This is a genomic window from Micromonospora sp. NPDC050784 (assembly GCF_044456765.1).
GTDB classification, from domain to species: Bacteria; Actinomycetota; Actinomycetes; order Mycobacteriales; family Micromonosporaceae; genus Micromonospora; species Micromonospora foliorum.
This window is the reverse complement of sequence record NZ_JBITGG010000026.1, coordinates 78528-99958: the sequence shown is the minus strand read 5'-3', so window position 1 is coordinate 99958 and position 21431 is coordinate 78528. Positions and strand designations below refer to the sequence as shown.

The following is a 21431-nucleotide window of genomic DNA, read 5'->3' as shown; positions in this document are numbered from 1 at the left end:
ATGCCAGGCACCATCTACCAGCACACCCAAGATCCCAACCAACTGACACATGTATCGGGACTTCAACACTGACAGATGTCATGGGACTCAATAGTTCACGCGGAACGGAAACTGTCCAAGATCTCGTGGGTTGTGGCCGAAGCGCGGCGCGATGGCCGGTGTCGTGGTCGCGAGGCGACCGGCGTGCAGCGAGCGAGGGGACCCGGCGGCGGAACGGCCCGGCGGCGGAACGGCCCGGCGGGGCGCGGGAACAACGCGGGGACCGGGCTGGTTGTGGACAGTGTCGGTGTGACTCAGTGTCCCCGGGCCTCACCTAATATCGCCTTCGCGGAATACCGTTCGGCTGGAGCCGCGTCGTGCCACTCGCCGAGAGGCGACCTGCACACCGACACCAGCGCCGCCCCCGGCCCACCGGCCGGGGGCGGCGCTGTCTGTGCTCATCCGCACGCGAAACAGCGGCACAATGTGCGGGTGACTGACGCGCAGCCATGGTCCGAGCAGTCGGGCGTACTCGTACTTCCCAGTGGGGCGAGGGTGCGCGGGCGCCGCGTCGCTGCGGTGACATCGCCTGCCGACTTCGCCGTGCTGCTGGCCCCTGGTCCGGAGCCGACCTGGGCGCATCGGCGGATCCGGTGGCCCGATTTCTGGGTGCCGCTCGACCGCGCCGAAGCCCTCGACGTCCTGCGGGAGGCGCTGCGCCGGGCACACGACGGTGAACGCGTCGAGGTGGCCTGTCGGGGTGGGGTGGGTCGTACCGGAACGGCCCTGGCCGCGATGGCGATCCTCGACGGCCTGCCGGTCGAGCGGGCGGTGCCGTGGGTTCGCGCCGGCTACCACCCGAAGGCGGTGGAGACCCCCTGGCAGCGGCGCTGGCTGCGCCGCGTCACCTGACCACCGCCGGGTCGCCGACGTACTCGCGGAGGTGCTTGGCGGTGAGGGTGTCGCCGGTGGCGACCAGTTCGGCCGGTGTGCCGGTGAAGACGATGCGGCCGCCGTCGTGGCCGGCGCCGGGGCCGAGGTCGATGAGCCAGTCGGCGTGTGCCATGACCGCCTGGTGGTGCTCGATGACGATCACCGTGTTTCCGGCGTCGACCATTCGGTCGAGCAGGGCCAGCAGTTGGTCCACGTCGGCCAGGTGTAGGCCGGTGGTCGGCTCGTCGAGGACGTACGTGGTGGTCTTCTCGGCCAGGTGGATGGCGAGCTTGAGTCGTTGCCGCTCCCCGCCGGACAGGGTGGTCAGTGGCTGGCCGAGGCTGAGGTAGCCCAGCCCGACGTCGGCCAGCCGACCGAGGATGGGGTGCGGGAAGAACGCGTACGCCTCGGTGACGGACATGGTCAGCACCTCGTGAATGTTCTTGCCGCGCAGCGTGTACGTGAGCACCTCGTCGGTGAAGCGTCGACCCTCGCAGCGTTCGCAGACGCTCGCGACGCCGGCCATCATCGCCAGGTCGGTGTAGATGAGCCCGATCCCCTTGCAGGCTGGGCAGGCGCCCTCGGAGTTGGCGCTGAACAGCGCGGCCTTGACCCCGTTGGCCTTGGCGAAGGCGGTGCGGATCGGGTCGAGAAGCCCGCTGTAGGTGGCCGGGTTGCTGCGTCGTGAGCCACGGATCGGGGACTGGTCGACGATGACGACCCCGGACCGGCCGCGCAGCGACCCGTGGATCAGTGAGCTCTTGCCGGAGCCGGCCACGCCGGTGACCACGGTGAGGACCCCGAGCGGGATGTCGACGTCCACGTCGCGCAGGTTGTGCAGGTCGGCCTGGCGGATGGTGAGGTGCCCGGTGGGTTGGCGTACCGCCTCGCGCAGGGTCACCCGGTGGTCCAGGTGCCGCCCGGTGAGCGTGTCGGAGCGGCGCAGGCCGGGGACGTCGCCGGTGAAGCAGATCCGGCCACCGTCGGTGCCGGCGCCCGGCCCGAGGTCGACCACGTGGTCGGCGATGGCGATGGTCTCCGGTTTGTGTTCCACCACCAGCACGGTGTTGCCCTTGTCGCGCAGCCGCAGCAGCAGGTCGTTCATCCGGGCGATGTCGTGCGGGTGCAGGCCGACGGTGGGTTCGTCGAAGACGTACGTGACGTCGGAGAGGCTGGAGCCGAGGTGTCGGACCATCTTCACCCGTTGGGCCTCACCGCCGGAGAGGGTCGCCGACTCGCGGTCCAGGCTGAGGTAGCCCAGGCCGATCTCGACGAGGGAGTCCAGCAGGTCGCGAAGGTTGGCGACGAGTGGCGCGGTCCCCGGGTCGTGGATGCCCTGCACGAAGGTCGCCAGGTCGCTGATCTGCATGGCCGAGCAGGCGGCGATGTTGTGTCCGGCGATCCGCGAGGACAGGGCCGCCGCGTTGAGTCGGGTGCCGCCGCAGTCGCCGCAGCTGGTGAAGGTGACCGCCCGGTCGACGAAGGCGCGGATGTGCGGTTGCATCGACTCGCGGTCCTTGGCCAGGAGGAGCCGCTTGACCTTGACCGCCAGACCCTCGTACGTCCAGTTGTTGCTGCCCATCTTGAACTTTGTGGGCGGCTTGTGCAGGAAGTCCTCCCACTGTTGCGGGGTGAAGTCCTGGAGTTTGACGTCCGGGTCGAACAGGCCGGAGCCGACGATGGTCTGCCAGTACCAGGAGCCGACCGCGAAGTTGGGCACGGTGATCGCGCCGTCGTTGAGGGAGCGCTCGACGTCCACCAACTCGTTGATGTCGAGGTCGGAGACCCGGCCCAGCCCCTCACAGGTGGGGCACATGCCCTCGGGCAGGTTGAAGCTGAACGCCCCGGCGCCGCCGATGGACGGCTGGCCGAGCCGGCTGAAGAGGATCCGCAGCATGGCGTACGCGTCGGTGGCGGTGCCGACGGTGGAACGGGAGTTGACCCCCATCCGTTCCTGGTCGACGACGATGGCCGCGCTGAGGTTGCGCAGCGAGTCGACGTCCGGCCGGTTGAGGTTCGGCATGAACGACTGGAGGAACGTGCTGTAGGTCTCGTTGATCATGCGCTGGGACTCGGCGGCGATGGTGCCGAAGACCAGCGACGACTTGCCTGACCCGGAGACACCTGTGAAGACGGTCAACCGGCGCTTGGGGATGTCGACCGAGACGCTGGCGAGATTGTTCTCCCGCGCCCCGCGTACCTGGATCATGTCGTGGCTGTCGGCGGCGGACCATGCTGGCTGCGACATACGAACCCTTCACGGAATCGTGGCGGGACTTTGCCCCGCCGAGCACTGGCGGGTTCCATTGTCTCATTCATCCCCACGTAGAGGCTTTTGCCGAACTCCAAGCGCTGGTTCCAGCAGCACGTCCAGGAAAGTCTCAAATCACGCGGTAAGCGGTACGGTGGCTCGCGTGAACGTCGCCTCGAAGGATCGGCTACGGGCCGTGGACCTGGCGGCCACCGTCGGGATCTCGGTGCAGCAGGTGCGCAACTACGTCGAGTTGGGGGTGCTGCCGCCGGTGCGCCGCACCGCGAGCGGCTACCGGATCTTCACCGCCGAGCACGCCCGGGCGCTGGGCGTGGCGCGGCGGTTGGCCGAGGGGCACGGCTGGAGCCGTACCCGGGAGATCATGGCGGCGGTGCACCGGGGTGACCTGCCGGCGGCCCTGGCGGCGCTCGACGGCGGCCATGCCGAACTGGACCGGGAACGCGCCGAGATCCGCCGGGTGCTCGGCGCCTTCGAGACCGTGCTGGCCAGCCCGCCGGCGGCCCGGCCCGCGCCACGCCGCGGCCTCCGCATCGGCGAGGTCGCCGCCCTGGTCGGGGTCCGGACCTCGCAGCTGCGGCTGTGGGAGGGGCGCGAGCTGCTGCGGCCGGGCCGCACCCCGGGCACCAACTACCGGGTGTACGACGAGGCGGAGCTACGGGCCGCGCAGGTCATCGCGTTGCTGCGCCGAGGCGCGTACCCGTTCGAGATCATCGCCGCGGTGCTGGGCGAGCTGCGGACCACCGGGAGCGCTCAGCGGGTCCGCGCCGAGCTGGGCCGCCGCGAGCAGGAGCTGCACACCCGCAGCCTGCGTCGGCTGCGGGGGAGTGCCGCCCTGCACGACTACCTGCTCGGTCGCGGCGATGCGAGTTGACCGGCATCCCGTCCCGCCGGGCGATCGTCGTGACTAGGGTCGGGCACATGAGAGCTGCGCTGCTGGCGGCCACGACGTCCGCCGTCCTGCTCGCTCCCGTGCCGGTCGGCGCGACGGGAGCGTCCGCCGCCCCGACGGTGCGCTGCCCCCGGGTCCCGGCGCCGGCGGCGTCCCGCCCACCCCGGCCGTCGCCCCCGCCCGCCGTCCCCGAGCAGCGGATGGTCGGCGGCGCGGCGCTCGACACGGCCGGCCTGGTCGTACCGGCCGGCGTCGCCGCGCCACCGAAGGTCACCGCCACGTCGTGGCTGGTCGCCGACCTGGACAGCGGCCAGGTGCTCGGCGGCTGCGGCCCCCACGAGTACGGCACACCGGCGAGCGTGCAGAAGCTCCTGCTGGCGGCCACGATGCTGCCCAGGCTCGACCCGAAGCAGACGGTCACCGTCACCGAGGCGGACATGAACATCGAACCCGGCTCCTCGGCCGTGGGCCTGGTCGCGGGCGGCCGGTACACCATCGAGACGATCTGGCTCGGGTTGCTGCTCAACTCCGGCAACGAGGCCGCCAACGCGCTGGCCCGGCTCGGCAGCGGAACGGACAGCGCCGCCGGCGTACGCGCCATGAACGAGCGGGCGCACCAGCTCGGCGCGCTCCAGACGCACGCGGTCACCCCGTCCGGGCTGGACGGCAGGGGGCAGTTCACCAGCGCGTACGACCTGGCGCTGATCGCCCGGGCCTGCTTCGCCGAGCCCACCTTCCGGCGGTACGCGCTGACCGAGCAGACGTCGATTCCGGCCCAGCCGGCGCAACGCACCAAGGGCTTCGAGATCCAGAACGAGAACCAGCTCATCTACCGGTACCCGGGGGCGCTCGGTGGCAAGACCGGCTTCACCGACCTGGCCCGGCACACCTACGTGGGGGCGGCGGAACGCGGCGGTCGGCGGCTGGTGGTGACCCTGCTGGGCGCCGAATCGGCACCGGTACGCGGCTGGGAGCAGGGTGCGGCCCTCCTGGACTGGGGTTTCACGCTGCCCCGGGACGCCGCCGTGGGCCGGCTGGTCGAGCCCGGCGAGCTGACCGCCACCCCGTCGGCGGCGCCGTCCGCGCTGGCGGCACCCGGCGTGCCCCGGCCGGCGGCGGCCAGCGGACCCACGCGTACCGGCTCGGAGTGGCTCTGGTCGGTGACCGCGGTGAGCGGCGCGACTGTGGTGGCGTTGCTGGGCGGCCTGCTGTGGCGGCGTCGCCGCCGGATGCCCTGACGGATCGACATCGGGCGCTGCCCTCCATAGACTCCGGTCTTTCTGGCACCACCAGTCCAGGAGGATCCCTGTGTCGAGTGAACTCGAACCGCGCCCCGCAGTGGCGGCACCCCGCCGGCCGTTGCGCGCCCTGACCCGCCTCGCGGGGGTGACCGTGCTCGCCGGGGCGCTGGTCGTCGGTGCGTCCGCCGCCGCGCTCGCCGCGCCGGGCCCGTCGGCCGACGCGGAGCGCGTCTCCGCCGCGTCGCCCACCGTTGTCGACACCGCCACCCGACCGCCGCGCACCACCCACGGCCCGTGCGCGTACACCGAGACCCCGGACGAACCCGCGGCCCGGCCGGTGCCGCTACCGCCCGACCCGCGACGCACCCCGGCCCGGGGCAGCGTCCGGGTGACCCTGGCGACCAACCACGGGCCGATCGGGTTGACCCTGGACCGGGCCGCCGCGCCGTGCACGGTGCAGAGCTTCCTGCACCTGGTGAGCAAGAGGTTCTACGACCGCACCCCGTGCCACCGGCTCACCGCGTACCCGACGCTGAGCGTGCTGCAGTGCGGTGACCCGTCCGGCACCGGTGAGGGCGGCCCGGGCTACCGGTACCGCGACGAGCTGCCGACCGACCTGCCGCCCGCGCCCACCGACCCGACCGGGGAGCGCCGGGTGTACGCCCGGGGCGTGCTGGCCATGGCCAACGCCGGGCCGGACACCAACGGCAGCCAGTTCTTCCTGGTCTACGCCAACTCCGCGCTGCGCCCCAACTACACGATCTTCGGCGAGGTCGACGGGGCCGGCCTGGCCACCCTGGACCGGATCGCCGCCGGGGGAGTGGCGCCGACCGCCGAGGACCCGGCACCGGTCGACGGCGCGCCCGCACTGCCGGTGACCATCCGCAAGGCCGTCCGCTGGCACCACCACCACTGACCGTGCGGCGCGGTGGGTGACACTCGTCGCTCACCGCGCCCGCCGCGGGCGACCCCCCGTCGGCCCGGTCGGAACTTTCCGGAACGGACCGGAACCGGTCCAACCGGTTTCCGGCGCAGTACCGGCCGTCACGCCGAGGCGGGCGACCCGGTCGGCGGGGCGGCGGTGCTGTCCCGAACGACCAACTCGGTGGCGAGTTCCACCCGGGGTGAGTCGATGCCCTCGCCCTGGGCCAGGCGCAGCACCGTCCGGGCCGCCAACCGTCCCATCTCGACCAACGGTTGGCGCACGGTGGTCAGGGGCGGTGAGGCCCAGCGGGCTTCCGGCAGGTCGTCGAAACCCACCACGCTCACGTCGTCCGGGACGCGCAGCCCGCGGCGCCGGATGGCCTCGTAGACGCCGAAGGCCATCTGGTCGCTGGCGGCGAAGATGCCGGTCGGCGGGTCGGGGAGGTCGAGCAGCGCGGTCCCCCCGGCGAACCCGGAGGCGTGGTAGAAGTCGCCCGGGTAGACCAGCTTGTCGTCCACCGGCACCCCGGCGGCCTCCAACCCGGCCCGGTAACCGTCGAGCCGCGCACGGCTGCACAGCAGGTGCGTCGGCCCGGCCACGAAACCGATGCGCCGGTGCCCGATCGCGAGCAGGTGTTCGGTCGCGGCGAGCCCGCCGGCCCAGTTGGTGGCGCCGATCGTCGGCACGTCCATGGCCGGCACTCCGGCCGGGTCGACGACCACCACCGGCACGTTGAGGCGACGCAGTTGCGCGTGCAGCGGCGGGCTCAGGTGCGAGGTCACGAAGATGACGCCGTCGGTGGCCCGGGTGCGTAGGTTCTGCAACCACTGCCGGGCCGCGGTGGGCTGCCGGTGGATCGCGGAGACCACCGTGCCGACGCCCGCGCCGTGCCCGACATCCTCCACGCCCCGGATGATCTCCACGGCCCAGGGGCTGTCCAGGTCGTTGAAGACCAGATCGACGAGACCGGCACGGCGAACGCTGCGGCTGGTACGACGCCGGTAGCCGTGGTGGCGCAACAACTCCTCGACCCGCTCCCGGGTGTCCGGGGCCACATCGGAGCGACCGTTGAGCACCCGTGACACGGTCGGCACCGACACCCCGGCCTCCCGTGCGATCGCGGTGATGGTCACCCTGCGTCCGTCGTCCGCGCCCACACGCGTCTCCTTCACCGAGCCGGAGGAACGACCACAAGTCGGCCGCCCACCGTGTGTCCCGAAACGGCGTGCCCGTTCCACGCGTCATCTTGCCTCACCGACGGGGGTTGACGACATGCCAGGCCGACCGAAGCTTCGCCGTGTTTGCGGAAAAGTTCCGGAGCTTTTTCGGTCACTTTCGGCTGGTGGGCCACCTGGATCCTGGGATGGCGGCCCCGGCTGGGCTGATAGACAGGACTCGTGCGCTACCGCCTGGCCGTCGTGTTCGCGCTCGCCGGGCTGCTCGGCGGCTGCTCGCGGCCGCAGCCCCGGCCCGCTCCCACCACGTCGCAGCCGGCGTCGGCGAGCCCCACACCCGCGCCGACCCCGTCCGCCTCCGTCGCGGCGCCGCTGCCGGGGTTCGTGGTGCTGACCGACCTCGACCCGCGCATCCACGCCGACATCCGCTACGCCTCGCCGCACAACTTCGTCGGCCGGCCGATCACCGGCTACCGCGACTCGCTGTGCCTGCTCACCCGGCAGGCGGCCCAGGCGTTGCGCCGGGTACAGGATGCCGCGCTGGCCGGTGGGCACAGCCTCAAGGTGTACGACTGCTACCGCCCGCGACCGGCGGTGGACGACTTCGTCGCCTGGTCGAAGCGCCCCGGTGAGCAGCAGACCAAGGCCGAGTTCTACCCGGACCTGGCCAAGAGCCGGCTCTTCGCCGACGGTTACATCGGCGCGCCCACCGCGCACAGCCGCGGCAGCACCCTGGACCTGACCCTGGTCGACGAGCCCGCCGCCAGCCAACCTCCGTACCGGGTCGGGCAACCGTTGGTCGCCTGCACCGCGCCGCGCCAGCAACGGTTCCCCGACAACAGCATCGACATGGGTACGGGCTTCGACTGTTTCGACCCCCGGGCGCACACCGCCGACCCCCGCGTCACCGGGACGGCGCGGGACAACCGCCGGTTGTTGCAGCGGCTGATGGCCGACGCCGGGTTCGTCAACTACGACCGGGAGTGGTGGCACTACAGCCTGCGCGACGAGCCGTACCCGGACACGTTCTTCGCCGCCCCGGTCGCTCGCTCCTCGGTCGGCTGACCCGCGGCCCTGCCCCGCGGCCCGGCACCATCGCCGCCGGTGCCATCCGGCATGATCGTTTCAATGAGCACCGAACGGATCGGCCCCCCGGTTACCGGCGACGAGCGGGAAACCCTGCGCGCCTTCCTCGACTTCCACCGCGCGACGCTGGCCCTCAAGTGCGAGGGTCTCTCCGACGAGGAGCTGCGCCGGCAGTCGATGCCGCCCTCCACGCTGTCCCTGCTCGGTCTGGTGCGACACATGGCCGAGGTGGAGCGCGCCTGGTTCCGGCGGGTCATCGACGGCGAGGACATCGGGTTGGTCTGGTCGGAGACCGGCGACTTCCAGCAGGCGTACGACGCCACCTCGGCCACCCGGGCAGAGGCGTTCGACGCCTGGGAGCGTGAGGTCGCGCATGCCCGCCGGATCGAGCGGGCGGCCGCGTCGCTCGACGTGACCGGCCTCAACGCCCGCTCCGGCGAGACCGTGTCACTGCGGCTGGTGATGCTGCACCTGATCCACGAGTACGCCCGGCACAACGGTCACGCCGACTTCCTGCGCGAGGGCATCGACGGGACCGTCGGCGTCTAGTCCGCGAAAGGGACGCGGTCAGGTCCAGTAGAGGATCCGACAGGCTGGCACGCGAGCGGTCAGCTCGGCGGTGAACCACTGGCGCAGCTCGGCCATCTGCTCACGCGGGTAGACGTACTTCACCGCGCCGAACTTGCCGTGCTTGCGGGTGCGCGACTCCTCGTCCATCTCCAGCCGGGTACGCGGGTACCAGCCGAGCAGCACCTCCTTGCTGCCGGCGTGAACCGGTGGGTGATCAGCTCGGCGGTCAGGTCCAGGTCCGGCACCCCGTCGACAGCCGCGCGGACCTGGTCGAGCAGGCCGCCGTAGCGGTCCCGCCAGTCCGGCAACGCGATGATCGGCGCGATGGTCAGCCCGACCGGGTAGCCGTCGAGGGCGAGCCGGCGCAGTGCGGCCAGCCGGTCCGGCACCCGGGCGGTGCCGCCCTCGAACCGTTCGCTCACCGGGGCGCAGTTGACGCTGAAGCGCACCCGGGTCCGGCCGGCGTGCGGCAGCCCGACGAAGGTGTCCACATCGGCGTACTTGGTGGTCCAGCGCAACTGCACGGGGGCGTCCCAGTCGGCGAAGTGCTGCACCGCGCGCCGCCAACTGCCGGTCAGGTGTTCCAGGGCGAGCGGGTCGGTGTAGCAGGACGCCTCGAAGGTCGTGCCCTCGTCGGCGCGCCGCGCGTTGCGGCTGGTCACCGTCCCCCGCCCGGCGTACGCGGCCAGCCCGGCGAGGATGTCGTCGAGGTCCGCGTACACCCGGGTCACCGGTGGGCCGGACAGGGATCCGGCGAGGTAGCAGTACTGGCAGTGCGCCGGGCAGCCCTCGGCCAGGTCGACCCGCCAGTCGGCGCTGGGCGCGATGGGTTGCAGGACGCGCCGCGAGGGTGGGCTCACCACGATCGCCATGGTCGACTTGGCCCGGGCGTACGTCTCCCGGTCGGTCTGCCCGCGTACCCCGGTGAGTCGGTTGGCGCGCAGGTGTTCCACCTCGATGCCCAGTGCCCGCACCCGCTCGACGATCCGTTGGCCGTGCGGGTGGTCGAGCGCGGCGGGGGTGGCCACCACCCGGCTCGGGGTCCAGCGCCGCGCCGACCGGGCCGGCGGCGCGAGGTCGGCCAGGTCGCGGGTCGGCACCCGCTCGCCGCTGGCGTCGTGCGGCGCGGCGGGTACGTCCACGGCGAGCGGCTGGTCGACATCGACGGCGTCCGGGCTGGTCATTCGGCCGGGGTACCCGTTGCCGCAGGAATCCCACCCGATCCGTCACGCCGCGATTGACGCCGCCCAACCGGAGCGCATAATCTTTCATCTATCTGTAAACCTTGTGAACAGATGTACATCGACGCGGCGGCGCGCGTCCCGACCGAAGGGACGATCAGGTGATCGCAGAATTCTCCTCCCGTACCAGACAGATCCTGTCGTTGTTCGTCGCACTGGTCGTCGCGCTGACCGCCGGCGTAACGGTAAGCGCCTCGCGCAGCGCGCAGGCCGCGCCGACGTTCAAGGTCCTGGCCTTCTACAACGGCACCTGGGACGCCGCGCACATCGACTTCGACCGGGACGCCCGGGCCTGGTTCCCGCAGGCCGCCGCCCAGTACGGCTTCTCCTGGGAGTCGACCACCAACTGGGGCCTGCTGAACACCGCCAACCTGGCCCAGTACAAGGTCATCATGTTCCTGGACGACGCGCCGCCCGCCGCGCAGCGCCCCGCGTTCGAGCAGTACATGCGAAACGGCGGCGCGTGGATGGGCTTCCACGTCAGCGCGTTCACCACCAACCCGTCGAGCTGGAACTGGTACTACAACACCTTCCTCGGCACCGGCTCGTTCCAGACGAACACCTGGGGACCCACCCGCGTCACGCTGCGCGCCGACAACCGCACCCACGCCGCCACCCGCAACCTCCCGGCGACCTTCCCGTCGTCGATCAGCGAGTGGTACTCCTGGAGCAACGACCTGCGGCAGAACCCCAACATCGACATCCTGGCCTCGGTCGACCCGTCCAGCTTCCCGGTCGGCACCGATCCCAACCAGTCCTGGTACGGGGGCTACTACCCGCTCGTCTGGAGCAACCGGCAGTACAAGATGCTCTACGCCAACTTCGGCCACAACGCGATGGACTACAGCACCAACACCGGGCTGTCCTCCACCTTCGACAGCCCTCAGCAGAACCAGCTGCTGATCGACGGGCTGCACTGGCTGGCCGGCGTCGGCACCGTCCCCCCGACCACGCCCCCGCCGTCCGACGGCACGATCTCGCCGACCGCCTGGCACACCGTGGTCAACCGGGGCAACGGCAAGTGCGTGGACGCGCGGGCCGCGGCCAGCGCGAACGGCACCGCCATCCAGCAGTACGCGTGCAACAGCAGCACCGCCCAGCAGTACCAGTTCGTGCCGACCAGCGGCGGGTACCTGCGGGTCAACAACCGCAACAACAGCGCCCAGGTGATCGACGTGACTGACCGGTCGACCGCCGACTCGGCACGCATCCAGCTCTGGTCCTACAGCGGCGGGAACAACCAGCAGTGGCGGGCCGAGCCCGAGGGTGGCGGCTACTACCGCCTGGTCAACCGCAACAGTGGCAAGTGTCTCGACGTGCCGGGAGCGTCCACGGCGGACAGCGTCCAGCTCGTCCAGTACACCTGCAACGGCACCGCGGCGCAGTCCTTCCGGCTGGTGCCGCAGTCATAGCTCCACCGCCACGTCCGCGCCGGGGTGCACCGCGACCCGCCCCGGCGCGGGGCCGGCGGCGCGGGCGAACCGGGCGGCGACGTCCCGGATGACGGCACGCAGCTCCGGGGGGTCGAGCACGTCGAAGTCGACAGCCAGGGTGCCGAGGAACGCGGCCAGATTGCTCAGCGACTCCCCACCGGTGTGCAGCAGACAGGCCCGCTCGTCGATCGCCTCCAGCAGGCCCGCCGTGGTGGGGATCCGCTGCGCCATCGTCTCGGCCGACGCGTGCAGGCGTACCCGGGCGGGGTGTGGCCAGGCCGTGGAACCGACGCCGCGCAGCACGTGCGCGACCGCGTCGCCACCGGGCGGGTCCCGGGGCGCGAAGCGCGGGCCGGTCGGCACCCGGGGTCGAAGTCGGTCGGCCCGGAAGGTCCGCCAGTCGCCCCGGTCGGTGTCCCACCCCAGCAGGTACCACCGCCGCCCGGTGTAGACCAGCCGGTACGGCTCGACATCGCGCACGCTGACCGTGCCGTCATGCCCGGCGTAGTCGAACCGTAGCCGCTCCCGGCGGTGCGCGGCCGTGGAGACGGCGGTGAGCGTCTCGGCGTCCACTGTCGGGCCACCGCCGGCGGCGGAGACCGTCGCCGAGCGCAGGGCGTCCACCCGGTGTCGCAGCCGGGACGGCAACGACTGCTCCAGCTTGGCCAGCGCCCGCTGGGAGGTCTCCTCGATGCCGGTCACCGAGCCACCCGCCGCCGCCCGCAGCCCGACGGCCACCGCCACGGCCTCGTCGTCGTCGAGCAGCAGCGGTGGCAGCGCCGACCCGGCACCGAGCCGGTAGCCACCGGCGACCCCCGGGTGTGACTCGATCTGGTAGCCCAGCACCCGCAGCCGCTCCACATCCGTGCGTACCGTGCGGGTGGTGACCGCGAGCCGTTCGGCCAGTTCGGCGCCGGACCACTCCCGGCGCACCTGTAGGAGAGTCAACAGCCGCAGCAGGCGCACGGAGGTCTCCACCATGTCGGCGAGTCTGCCAGCGAATCGCGGCAGAGCCGCTTGCGCGGTCGCCCGTTTCGTCGGACGCGCCCCGCCGAACCGGTCTGGGCCGAAGCCCGAGCTGCCCTGCGGTCGTTACGGCATAGAGGTCGCGGGAACCGAGCCGCCCGTCCGCTCCTCACGCCCCCGTGCCCCGGCCGGGTCCGTTGAAGACGCCACGGCTCGGCGGCGAGCACGGTGGGGGAGAGGCATGCACGAGGAAGGTCCGGCCAAGCGAGCCGCCAGGAAGTCGCGGGAACTCACCGACGGTGACGATCTCCTACGGGGTACGGCGGATCAGAAGCTGGGGGGCTTTTACGCGATCGCGTTCGGTGCCTCACTGTGGGCCTGGGACGTCGCGTTCGCTCTCGGTACGCACCGGACCATCTACTACTACCGGCGACAGGAACTGTTCGTCCTCTCCCTCGTCGTGCTCCTGAGCGCGCTCCTTCTGCGCCGGCGGGTGCACACCCACCCCTGGGTGCTGCTCTTCTTCCTGCCTCCCATTGCGTTCCTGCTGCTGAGACTGGGCGCGCCGCAGCCCCTCGGTGCCGTCGCGGAGGTCGCCTACCGGATCCTGAGCGTCGCACAACTGGCCGTGGCGCCGTTCGGTGCGGCCGTCGTCGTCCGGTTACTCGCGCCCAACTACTTCACCCTCCCGGGTTGGCGCATCAAACTCACCGTGGTGGCGATCGTCGCCATCGTGGCGCTGACCGGCTTCCTCGTCGGGCACTTCAATTACCGCTTCGTCACCTGTGAGGACTTCGTCGTGGCCGGCGAGGATCCTGCCCCGAACTGCGCCGACGGCGCGAAGCGGTAGGGACGCCCGTCGCATCGGTCGCGATATCCATTGCGGACGCACCGCACCTCTCCTACTGTCGTCGGTGCACCGTCAACCGACCAACCCGGAGGGAGTACGCCATGTCGCGACGCGTCCGCACCGATGCCCGCTGGTGCCTGCTCCCCGCCGGCACCCCTCTGCAGACCACCGCCAAAGCCCGTGCCTACTGCCCCTCGCGGCGGAACGAGCCGGGGTGGCGCGACTGACGCCGACGCTGACGCGTCCGTCGGCCGCCCATCCCACCGGGATCGGGCGGCTCTTTCGTATCCGCGCACCGCCGCTGGCCGACCAAATCTGATCATTAACGGTCACCGCACGACAGAAGGAGACCACGATGGGATTCACCCCCCTCGCCGGTACCCGGGCACCGGTCCGGGTCTGGACCGACCCGTACGCCATCGAGCCGCAGGCGGCCAAGCAACTGCGCAACATCGGCGCGCTGCCCTGGGTGCAGGGTGTCGCCGTCATGCCCGACGTGCACTTCGGCAAGGGCGCCACGGTCGGCTCGGTGATCGCGATGAAGCAGGCCGTCTCGCCGGCCGCGGTCGGCGTCGACATCGGCTGTGGGATGTCGGCGGTCCGTACCTCGCTGACCGCCGCCGACCTGCCGGACGACCTGGCCGGCCTGCGCTCCGCGATCGAGGCCACCATCCCGGTCGGCTTCGCCCAGCGAAAGGACTCGGTCGACACGCGTCGGATCCGGGGCCTGGAGCAGGCCGGCTGGGACGACTTCTGGGGCCGGTTCGCCGGCCTGGACCGGCGGGTGGCGCAGCTGGAGACGCGGGCGCAGCGGCAGATCGGCACCCTCGGCGGGGGCAACCACTTCATCGAGGTCTGCCTGGAGCAGGGCGGCGCCGACGAGGGACGGGTCTGGCTGATGCTGCACTCCGGGTCCCGCAACATCGGCAAGGAGCTGGCCGAGCGGCACATCGGGGTGGCCCGGGGGCTGCCGCACAACGCCGACCTTCCGGACCGGGACCTGGCCGTGTTCCTCGCCGGGACGCCGGAGATGGACGCGTACCGGCGGGACCTGTGGTGGGCGCAGGAGTACGCGCGGCGCAACCGGGCGGTCATGCTGGCCCTGCTCTGCGGCGTGGTGCGTGAGCACTTCCCACAGGTCGGCTACGACGAGCCCATCAGCTGCCACCACAACTACGTCTCCGAGGAGAGCTACGACGGGGTGGAGGTGCTGGTGACCCGCAAGGGCGCCATCCGGGCCGGCCGGGGTGACTGGGCATCATCCCCGGATCGATGGGCACCGGGTCGTACATCGTGCGGGGGCGGGGCAACCCGGACGCGTACTGCTCGGCGTCGCACGGGGCGGGGCGTCGGATGTCCCGGGCGCAGGCCAAGCGGACGTTCAGCACGAAGGATCTGGCCGCGCAGACCGCCGGGGTGGAGTGCCGCAAGGACGCTGGAGTGGTCGACGAGATCCCCGGCGCGTACAAGGACATCACCGAGGTGATGGCCCAGCAGGAGGACCTGGTCGAGGTGGTCGCGCACCTCAAGCAGGTCGTCTGCGTGAAGGGCTGAGAGGCCGTGCGGGCCGGGGAGACCGGCCCGCACGGCCGCTGGTCAGAAGCCGACGAAGACCCGACGCAGGTCGTCGAGGGTCACCGGGCCGGTCACCCGCACCCCGTCGGGGGTGTGCTGGGCGCCCAACCGTCCGGTGGCCAGCCGCAGCCACGCCTCGGCCGGGGCCACCAGCTCCCCGTCGGGACGTTCCGGCGCGTCGACGACCTCGACCTTCTCGCCCAGCCGCAACCCGAACGTCCGCTCGGGCGCGTGCAGCCGGACCAGCAGGGTGGCCTCCCGACCGGCCAGCTCCTGCGGTCGGCTGGTCCAGGCCAGCATGCCGCCGATCTGGTCGAGCAGCAGCGCCACCGCCCCCGGCGTCACCGCCGCGAACGGGTTGAACGCCACCTCGGTGTCCCACTGGTGCAGGGCGAACTCGCTGAGCCGGAACCGGGCCGCGGTGGCCACGTCGACCGGCTCCGGCAGGAAGCCGAGGTCGATCCGCATCGAGGCCCGGGTCTCGGCGTCCAGCGCCTCGTACGCCTCGACCAGCCGCTCGTTGGCGGCGAGGAACCCGGCGGCGTGCTCGGCCGGGGGCATCGCGTCCCAGCGCGCCCAGACGCCGCGGTTGAAGTCCCCGTCCGGGCCGGGCGCGCCGGTGCGGGCGGCGTCCAGCGTCGCCAGGTTGATCTCGGCGCCGCTGCCCAGGTGGCTCAGCACCTGGGAGACCTGCCACTCGCTGGCCCCCGACGGCCGGAGCAGGTCGTCTTCCTTGAGGTCCCGTACGAGCGCGGCGAGCTCCTCGTGGCCCGCGCGCAGAGCTGTGATGATCTGGTCAGCAGGGGTCGACATGGGTCTCCTCAAACGGATTTTCGACGATGGTCGGGACGTTACCGGACGTGGCCGCCGGCCGGGCGAACCCCAGGTCGGGGCGCTCCGGCCGGCGGCCACGTCGGTCGGCTCAGCCCATGTGCACGGTGTTGCCGGTCGGGATGTCCTCCTTGCGGACCTTCACCAGGACCAGGGTGGCCAGTCCGGCGAGCACGATCAGCGCGGCGCCCCAGGCGAAGGCCACCCGGTAGCCGTGCACCAGCGCCTCGACCTGGGTGACCGGGTTCGGCGCCCGGCCGACCAGAAAGGCGGCGACGGCGCTGGTGTAGAAGGTGTTCAGCAGCGCGGTGCCCAGCGAGCCACCGATCTGCTGGGTCGCGTTGAGCGTCGCGCTGGCCGCGCCGGCGTCGTGCTCCGGCACCCCGACCAGGGCGAGGCTGGACAGCGGGACGAAGGTGAAGCCCAACCCCAGGCCCAGGATGACCTGCGCGGGCAGCAGGTGGGTGAGGAACGGGGTGTCCACGTCGATCTGGGTCAGCACCAGCATGCCCAGGGCGGCGAGCGCCGCACCGGCCACCATCAGCGGCTTGGCACCCAACCGGGGCATCAGCTGGCTGGCGCCACCCGCGGCGATCAGTACACCGGCGGTGACCGGCAGGGACGCGAGACCGGCTTCGAGGGGCTTGTACTGCAGCACCACCTGGAAGTAGAAGGTCAGGAAGAGGAACGCCCCGAACAGGCCGGCGCCGATCAGCGTCGAGGTGAGGAACGCCCCACCCCGGTTGCGGTCCAGGATGATCCGCAGCGGCAGCAGCGGGTGGCTGGAGCGCAGCTCGATCACCACGAATGCGGCGAGCAGCACCAGGCCCGCGGCGATGAAACCGAGCGTCGCGGTGGCGTCCCAGCCGTCCTCGGCGGCCTTGGTGAAGCCGTAGACCAGGGAGACCAGGCCGGCGGTCACCACGATCGCGCCGGGTACGTCGTAGCGGGTGTTGCCGTGGGCCCGGCTCTCTGGCACCAGCGGAAGCGCGAACGCGATGGCGATGGCGGCGACCGGGATGTTGACCAGCAGGCACCAGCGCCAGTCGGCGTACTCGGTGAGCACCCCGCCGAGCAGCAGGCCGACGGCCGATCCACCGCCGGCGATCGCGCCGTACACCGCGAAGGCCTTGGCCCGCTCGGTGGCCTCGGTGAAGAGAACGGTGAGCAGGGCCAGCGCGGCCGGGGCGAGCAGCGCGCCGAAGGCGCCCTGCAGTGCGCGGGCGGCGAACAGCATCTCGCCGCTGGTGGCCAGACCGCCCAGCGCGGACGCCAGCGCGAAGCCGATCATGCCGACGATGAACGTGCGCTTGCGACCCCAGTAGTCGGCGATCCGGCCGCCGAGCAGCAGCAGACCACCGAAGGCCAGCGTGTACGCGGTGATCACCCACTGCCGGTTCGCGTCGGTGATCCCCAGGTCGGCCTGGGCCTGCGGCAGCGCGATGTTCACGATGGTGGCGTCCAGGACGACCATCAGCTGTGAGACTGCGATGACCGCCAGCGCGATCCAGCGCCGCGGGTGCGGCGCTCCTGTCGACGTCCCGGCGCCGGGTGCGCCGGGCGCTGTCGAGGTGGTTCCGGGCATGGTGAAGCCTTCCGTGTTGCGAATATCGGTGGATCAGGCCTGGGACGGGCGGTCGTGCTGGTAGCGGAGCACCGGGATCAGCACCTCGTCGACGACCTGGGTGAGGAACGCGTCATCGGCGGGTAGGCCGTGCGCGACGACGCGGGACATGGTGAGCGCGGGCGCGAGGTCGTGGAACAACTCCCGTTCGCCGGCGTCCGGGGGGATCTCCCCGCGGGCGGCGGCCCGGACCAGGATGGCGGTGCTGGCCACCCGCCCGGCCGGCAGCACCTGGTGACGTACCAGGCGTTCCAGCTCGGGGTTGGTCCGCATGGCGAAGGTCAACGCCTGCATCAGGTCGCAGTCGGCCGTGCAGATCGCGGCCGTGGCCCGCAGCAACTCGATGAGGTCTCCGCGCAGGGAACCCGTGTCGGGCGGGTTGTGCACACCCACCTGGCGGTCGCGCAGGGCGGCGACGACCAACTCGGCCTTGCCGTCCCAGCGCCGGTAGATGGTGGCCTTGCTGACGTGGGCGCGGGCGGCGACGGCGTCAATGGTCATCCGGTCGAAGCCGACCTCGCGCAGGGTGTCGATGACGACGGTGAACAGGTGGCTGTCGGTGCAGCGCGGACCCCGGGCTGCCGGTACCCCGGCACCCGCGCCCACCTGCTGACCACCCAGCATCCCGACCCCCCGTGAAACGATGTCGTACTGACCCTAGTTCGCGGTTGGCTGATCGTGCAGGCTTTCGTGAGTTGCCTCGCACTGAGGCGACGAAACGAGTGCGTTTCCAGCGGGGGTCCGGCGGGTGAACGGGTGGTCAGCCGCCGGGGGCGAGGACCACCGGCACGGCCATCGTGTTGATCCGCGCGCCGGTGTCGGCGGACACCTCGTACACCTCGACCGTGCCCTGCTGTTCGCGGACCGTGCGCCAGCCGACCACCACCCGGTAGCCACCCCGGCAGCCGCTGCCGCAACTGGCGGTGCCGAAACCGGTGGCCACCTCCCGGCCGGCGGCGTCCAGCACCCGGACGCTCACCGTGGCCTCGAACACGGTGGCGGTGCCGGTGACGACGAGCGGGGCGGAGACCCGTTCGCCGGGGATCGGGCCGGTGACCACGATCGGTGGCAGCAGGTCCGCGTAGTCCGCCCGGTCGACCGGGGCCGCGTCGTCGAGGCGGAGCTGACGCACGGTGGGGAACTGGGTGAGCGTCCACACCACCTGCGCCTCGCGCAGCCGCCGGGTGGCCGGATCGCCGAGGGAGGGCACCCGCAGCGTCGCCACGCCGTCGGCGATGCGGGTGACCTCGACGCCGGCCGGAAGCAGGGTGGTCATTCCGGTGGCGGCCTCGACGGCGCTCGGCCCGGCGGCCAGTTCGGTCAGCGCCAGCCGGGACGTCGCGACCGTGGCCGGCCGGGTGCGCCGGGTCGGTACGAGCTGCCCGGCGCGGACGTACCACAGCTCGATGGTCACCGGCTCCGGCCGGCGCGTGCCGGCGGACGCCGCCGCCGACGGGCGCGGCGGCCGGGTGGTGGGTGGTGGCGTCGGCTCCGCGGCCGGGGTCGGGGTGGGTTCCGGACCGTCGGTGGGTGCGGCGCTCGTCGGCGGCGCGGTGGGCGCCGGGCCCAGGTCACCGGAGCGGGGAGTGCCGCAGCCGCCGAGCAGGAGCGCCGCGACGAGCACCGGTACGCCCAGCCCGAGCGCGCCGCGGCGGCTCATCGCACCCCGCCCGTGGTGCCGGCGATACGCCCCGCCGGACCCGGATCGGCGCGGTCGTCCGGGCGCGGCCCGTCACCCCGCGGGCCGGCGGGACCGTCAGCGGGCAGCTCCAGCCGGAACCGGGTGCCCTCGCCCGGCTGGCTGCGCACGCTCAGCACGCCGCCGAGCAGCTCGGCGTGCTCGTGCGCGATGGCCAACCCGAGCCCACTGCCCGGCGCGGAGCGGGAAGAGTCGACCTGGTGGAACCGGTCGAACACGCGGGCCAGGTGCTCGGCCGGGATGCCGGGCCCCTGGTCGGTGACCTCGAAGACGACCAGGGGGCCCGTGCCCGCCACACTGGCCGTGATCTCGCCACCGCCGTGCTCGACGGCGTTGGCGATGAGGTTGGCCAGCACGCGCTCCAGCCGACGACCGTCGGTGCGCAACGCGACCGGATCACCGCTGACCCGCACCCCCGACGACCAGCCGCGCGCCGCGACGATGCCGTGCAGCAGCGCCACCGCGTCGACCGGCCCGACGGGGAGCTGCTCCCGCCCGGCGTCCAGCCGGGAGATCTCCATCAGGTCCTCGACCAGCCGGCGCAGCCGGACCACGTCGCCGACGAGCAGCCGGGCGGCCGGCCGGGCGTCGTCGGGCAACTGGTCGAGGTGCTCGCGCAGCAGCGACGCCGCGGCCACCAACGCGGTCACCGGGGTACGCAGCTCGTGCGCCACATCGGCGGTGAACCGCCGCTCGCGGGCCTGCGCCGCCGACAGCGCCGCGATCTTCGACTCCAGTGCCTCGGCCATGTCGTTGAACGTCGCCGCCCAGACGCTGAACTCGTCGCGGCCGCGTACCGGCAGGCGGGTGGCGAGCAGTCCCTCGGTGAGGGCCCGCGCGGCCCGGCTGGCCCGGCCCACCGGCTCCAACGTGCGGCGGGCCAACGTGTGACCCACCGCGGCGGCGAGCAACACCACGAGCACCCAGCCGGCCACCAGCGCGGTCCGTAGCTGACCCAGGTCGGTGGCGACGTCGTCCTCCACGGTGAGGACGTACAGCTCGGCGGTCGAGCCGGGAATGCGCCCACCGACCACCAGCAGCCGAGGACGCTCCTTCGGTGCGGAACGCTGGTAGCCGAGCCGCCCGTCCGCGACAACGGCCCGCAACCGGGCGCCCGGCACCGGGGCGTACGCGGGGTGCGAGGCGCGGGTCGGACCGTCGACGAGCACCACGTGCCGACCGCTGGCCTCGAAGCTGGTGAGCAGTTCGGCGCTGCGCTGCTCGGTCAGTGGCAGGAACTGCCCGGCGAGCACGAGCTGGTAGCGGGCGTCGGCGGCGGCCTCGTGCAGCGACGCGTCCAACCAGGACTGCCGCAGCAGCAGACCGGTCCCGCCGGCGAGCAACCCGGCCGAGACGCCGGCGACCAGGACGAACGCGATCGTCAGCCGACGCCGCAGGCGGCCGGGGAACACCGCGCGTCCGGCCATCGCCGCCCCCCCCGTCAGCCCGTCGACAGTTTGTAGCCGGCGCCGCGCACGGTCCGGATCAGCCGCGGCTGCGCCGGGTCGTCCTCGACCTTGGCGCGTAGCCGCTGCACCGCCACGTCGACCAGTCGGGAGTCGCCGAGGAAGTCGTGGTTCCAGACCAGGTCCAGCAGCAGCTCCCGGGTGAACACCTGGCCGGGTCGGCGGGCCAGCTCCAACAACAGGCGGAACTCGGTGGCGGTGAGCGCCACTTCTTGGCCGTGCCGGCGGACCACGAAGCCGCCCGGGTCGATCTCCAGGCCGTCGACCTCGATGACCGTCGACGGGGCCGGCACGCTCACCCGGCGCAGCACCGAGCGGACCCGGGCCACCAGCTCGGGCAGGTCGAAGGGCTTGCGCAGGTAGTCGTCCGCGCCGCACTCCAGGCCGACCACCACGTCGATGGTGTCGGTGCGCGCGGTCAGCATCAGGATCGGCACCTGACTGGTCCGCCGGATCTCCCGGCAGACCTCCAGACCGTCCAGGCCCGGCAGCATGATGTCGAGGACGATGAGGTCGACCGGGTGGGCGCGGAACGCGGCCAGGGCCTGCCGCCCGTCGACGGCGGTGTCGACCCGGAAACCGGCGCGGCGCAGACCGAGGGCGGTGACCTCCCGGATCGAGAAGTCGTCCTCGACCACCAGCACGCGGCCCTTCATCACCTGAGGGTAGACCCGGC

At 72.2% G+C, this 21431-nt stretch carries 17 protein-coding genes and 2 pseudogenes; 9 read left to right on the top strand and 10 right to left on the bottom strand.

Features of this window, described 5'->3' with window-relative positions:
• The first annotated feature begins 471 nt into the window (after window positions 1-471).
• The gene (locus ACIBD9_RS28510; protein WP_396722258.1) at window positions 472-891 is read left to right on the top strand and encodes a protein-tyrosine phosphatase family protein; all 420 of its coding nucleotides are present in this window, start codon (window positions 472-474) and stop codon (window positions 889-891) included.
• Here ACIBD9_RS28510 and ACIBD9_RS28505 read toward each other — a convergent pair.
• Entirely contained in the window at window positions 884-3160 is a 2277-nt protein-coding gene (locus ACIBD9_RS28505; RefSeq protein ID WP_396722256.1) for an ATP-binding cassette domain-containing protein, read from the bottom strand. The genes ACIBD9_RS28510 and ACIBD9_RS28505 overlap by 8 nt on opposite strands.
• A gap of 166 nt (window positions 3161-3326) precedes the next feature.
• On the opposite strand from ACIBD9_RS28505, the gene ACIBD9_RS28500 reads away from it, so the two are divergent.
• From ACIBD9_RS28500 to ACIBD9_RS28490, 3 genes are all read left to right on the top strand, one after another.
• Window positions 3327-4055, top strand: a complete 729-nt coding sequence (locus ACIBD9_RS28500; RefSeq protein WP_396722255.1) for a MerR family transcriptional regulator — start codon at window positions 3327-3329, stop codon at window positions 4053-4055.
• A 47-nt stretch (window positions 4056-4102) separates the two neighbouring features.
• Entirely contained in the window at window positions 4103-5311 is a 1209-nt protein-coding gene (locus tag ACIBD9_RS28495) for a D-alanyl-D-alanine carboxypeptidase family protein (protein WP_396722253.1), read from the top strand.
• A gap of 70 nt (window positions 5312-5381) precedes the next feature.
• Entirely contained in the window at window positions 5382-6230 is an 849-nt protein-coding gene (locus ACIBD9_RS28490; RefSeq protein WP_396722251.1) for a peptidylprolyl isomerase, read from the top strand.
• Between the two features lie 128 nt (window positions 6231-6358).
• Here the strand turns inward: ACIBD9_RS28490 and ACIBD9_RS28485 are convergent, their stop codons facing one another.
• Complete coding sequence (locus tag ACIBD9_RS28485; RefSeq protein WP_396722249.1) at window positions 6359-7396, bottom strand: LacI family DNA-binding transcriptional regulator; 1038 nt, start codon at window positions 7394-7396, stop codon at window positions 6359-6361.
• Window positions 7397-7636: 240 nt separating this feature from the next.
• Here ACIBD9_RS28485 and ACIBD9_RS28480 point away from each other — a divergent pair, with 240 nt between their 5' ends.
• Both ACIBD9_RS28480 and ACIBD9_RS28475 read left to right on the top strand, forming a co-directional pair.
• Entirely contained in the window at window positions 7637-8479 is an 843-nt protein-coding gene (locus ACIBD9_RS28480) for a M15 family metallopeptidase (RefSeq protein WP_396722247.1), read from the top strand.
• Between the two features lie 63 nt (window positions 8480-8542).
• Window positions 8543-9049, top strand: a complete 507-nt coding sequence (locus tag ACIBD9_RS28475) for a DinB family protein (RefSeq protein ID WP_396722246.1) — start codon at window positions 8543-8545, stop codon at window positions 9047-9049.
• 18 nt (window positions 9050-9067) lie between these two features.
• Here ACIBD9_RS28475 and ACIBD9_RS28470 read toward each other — a convergent pair.
• A pseudogene (locus ACIBD9_RS28470) lies at window positions 9068-10254 on the bottom strand (spore photoproduct lyase family protein).
• Between the two features lie 158 nt (window positions 10255-10412).
• On the opposite strand from ACIBD9_RS28470, the gene ACIBD9_RS28465 reads away from it, so the two are divergent.
• On the top strand, window positions 10413-11723 hold the full coding sequence (locus ACIBD9_RS28465) for an RICIN domain-containing protein (RefSeq protein WP_396722245.1): 1311 nt from the start codon (window positions 10413-10415) through the stop codon (window positions 11721-11723).
• On the opposite strand, the gene ACIBD9_RS28460 is transcribed toward ACIBD9_RS28465, so the two are convergent.
• Window positions 11718-12725, bottom strand: coding sequence for a helix-turn-helix transcriptional regulator (locus tag ACIBD9_RS28460; protein WP_396722243.1), 1008 nt, complete (start codon window positions 12723-12725; stop codon window positions 11718-11720). The two genes, ACIBD9_RS28465 and ACIBD9_RS28460, sit on opposite strands and share 6 nt — an antisense overlap.
• A 226-nt stretch (window positions 12726-12951) precedes the next feature.
• Here ACIBD9_RS28460 and ACIBD9_RS28455 point away from each other — a divergent pair, with 226 nt between their 5' ends.
• Complete coding sequence (locus ACIBD9_RS28455) at window positions 12952-13560, top strand: hypothetical protein (RefSeq protein WP_396722242.1); 609 nt, start codon at window positions 12952-12954, stop codon at window positions 13558-13560.
• 355 nt (window positions 13561-13915) lie between these two features.
• Window positions 13916-15114 (top strand): annotated as a pseudogene (locus ACIBD9_RS28450) (RtcB family protein).
• 42 nt (window positions 15115-15156) lie between these two features.
• Here ACIBD9_RS28450 and ACIBD9_RS28445 read toward each other — a convergent pair.
• From ACIBD9_RS28445 to ACIBD9_RS28420, 6 genes are all read right to left on the bottom strand, one after another.
• Window positions 15157-15948: a maleylpyruvate isomerase family mycothiol-dependent enzyme gene (locus tag ACIBD9_RS28445; protein WP_396722240.1), complete on the bottom strand. Its 792-nt coding sequence runs from the start codon at window positions 15946-15948 to the stop codon at window positions 15157-15159.
• Between the two features lie 109 nt (window positions 15949-16057).
• Window positions 16058-17551, bottom strand: a complete 1494-nt coding sequence (locus ACIBD9_RS28440) for a DHA2 family efflux MFS transporter permease subunit (RefSeq protein WP_396722238.1) — start codon at window positions 17549-17551, stop codon at window positions 16058-16060.
• Window positions 17552-17584: 33 nt separating this feature from the next.
• Complete coding sequence (locus tag ACIBD9_RS28435) at window positions 17585-18214, bottom strand: TetR/AcrR family transcriptional regulator (RefSeq protein WP_396722237.1); 630 nt, start codon at window positions 18212-18214, stop codon at window positions 17585-17587.
• A 136-nt stretch (window positions 18215-18350) separates the two neighbouring features.
• Window positions 18351-19250: a Gmad2 immunoglobulin-like domain-containing protein gene (locus tag ACIBD9_RS28430; RefSeq protein ID WP_396722235.1), complete on the bottom strand. Its 900-nt coding sequence runs from the start codon at window positions 19248-19250 to the stop codon at window positions 18351-18353.
• Window positions 19247-20716, bottom strand: coding sequence for a sensor histidine kinase (locus ACIBD9_RS28425; protein ID WP_396722233.1), 1470 nt, complete (start codon window positions 20714-20716; stop codon window positions 19247-19249). The genes ACIBD9_RS28430 and ACIBD9_RS28425 overlap by 4 nt, the downstream gene beginning before the upstream one ends.
• Window positions 20717-20730: 14 nt before the next feature.
• A complete protein-coding gene (locus ACIBD9_RS28420) occupies window positions 20731-21411 on the bottom strand; it encodes a response regulator (protein ID WP_396722232.1) in 681 nt (226 codons plus the stop codon).
• Window positions 21412-21431: the final 20 nt, after the last annotated feature.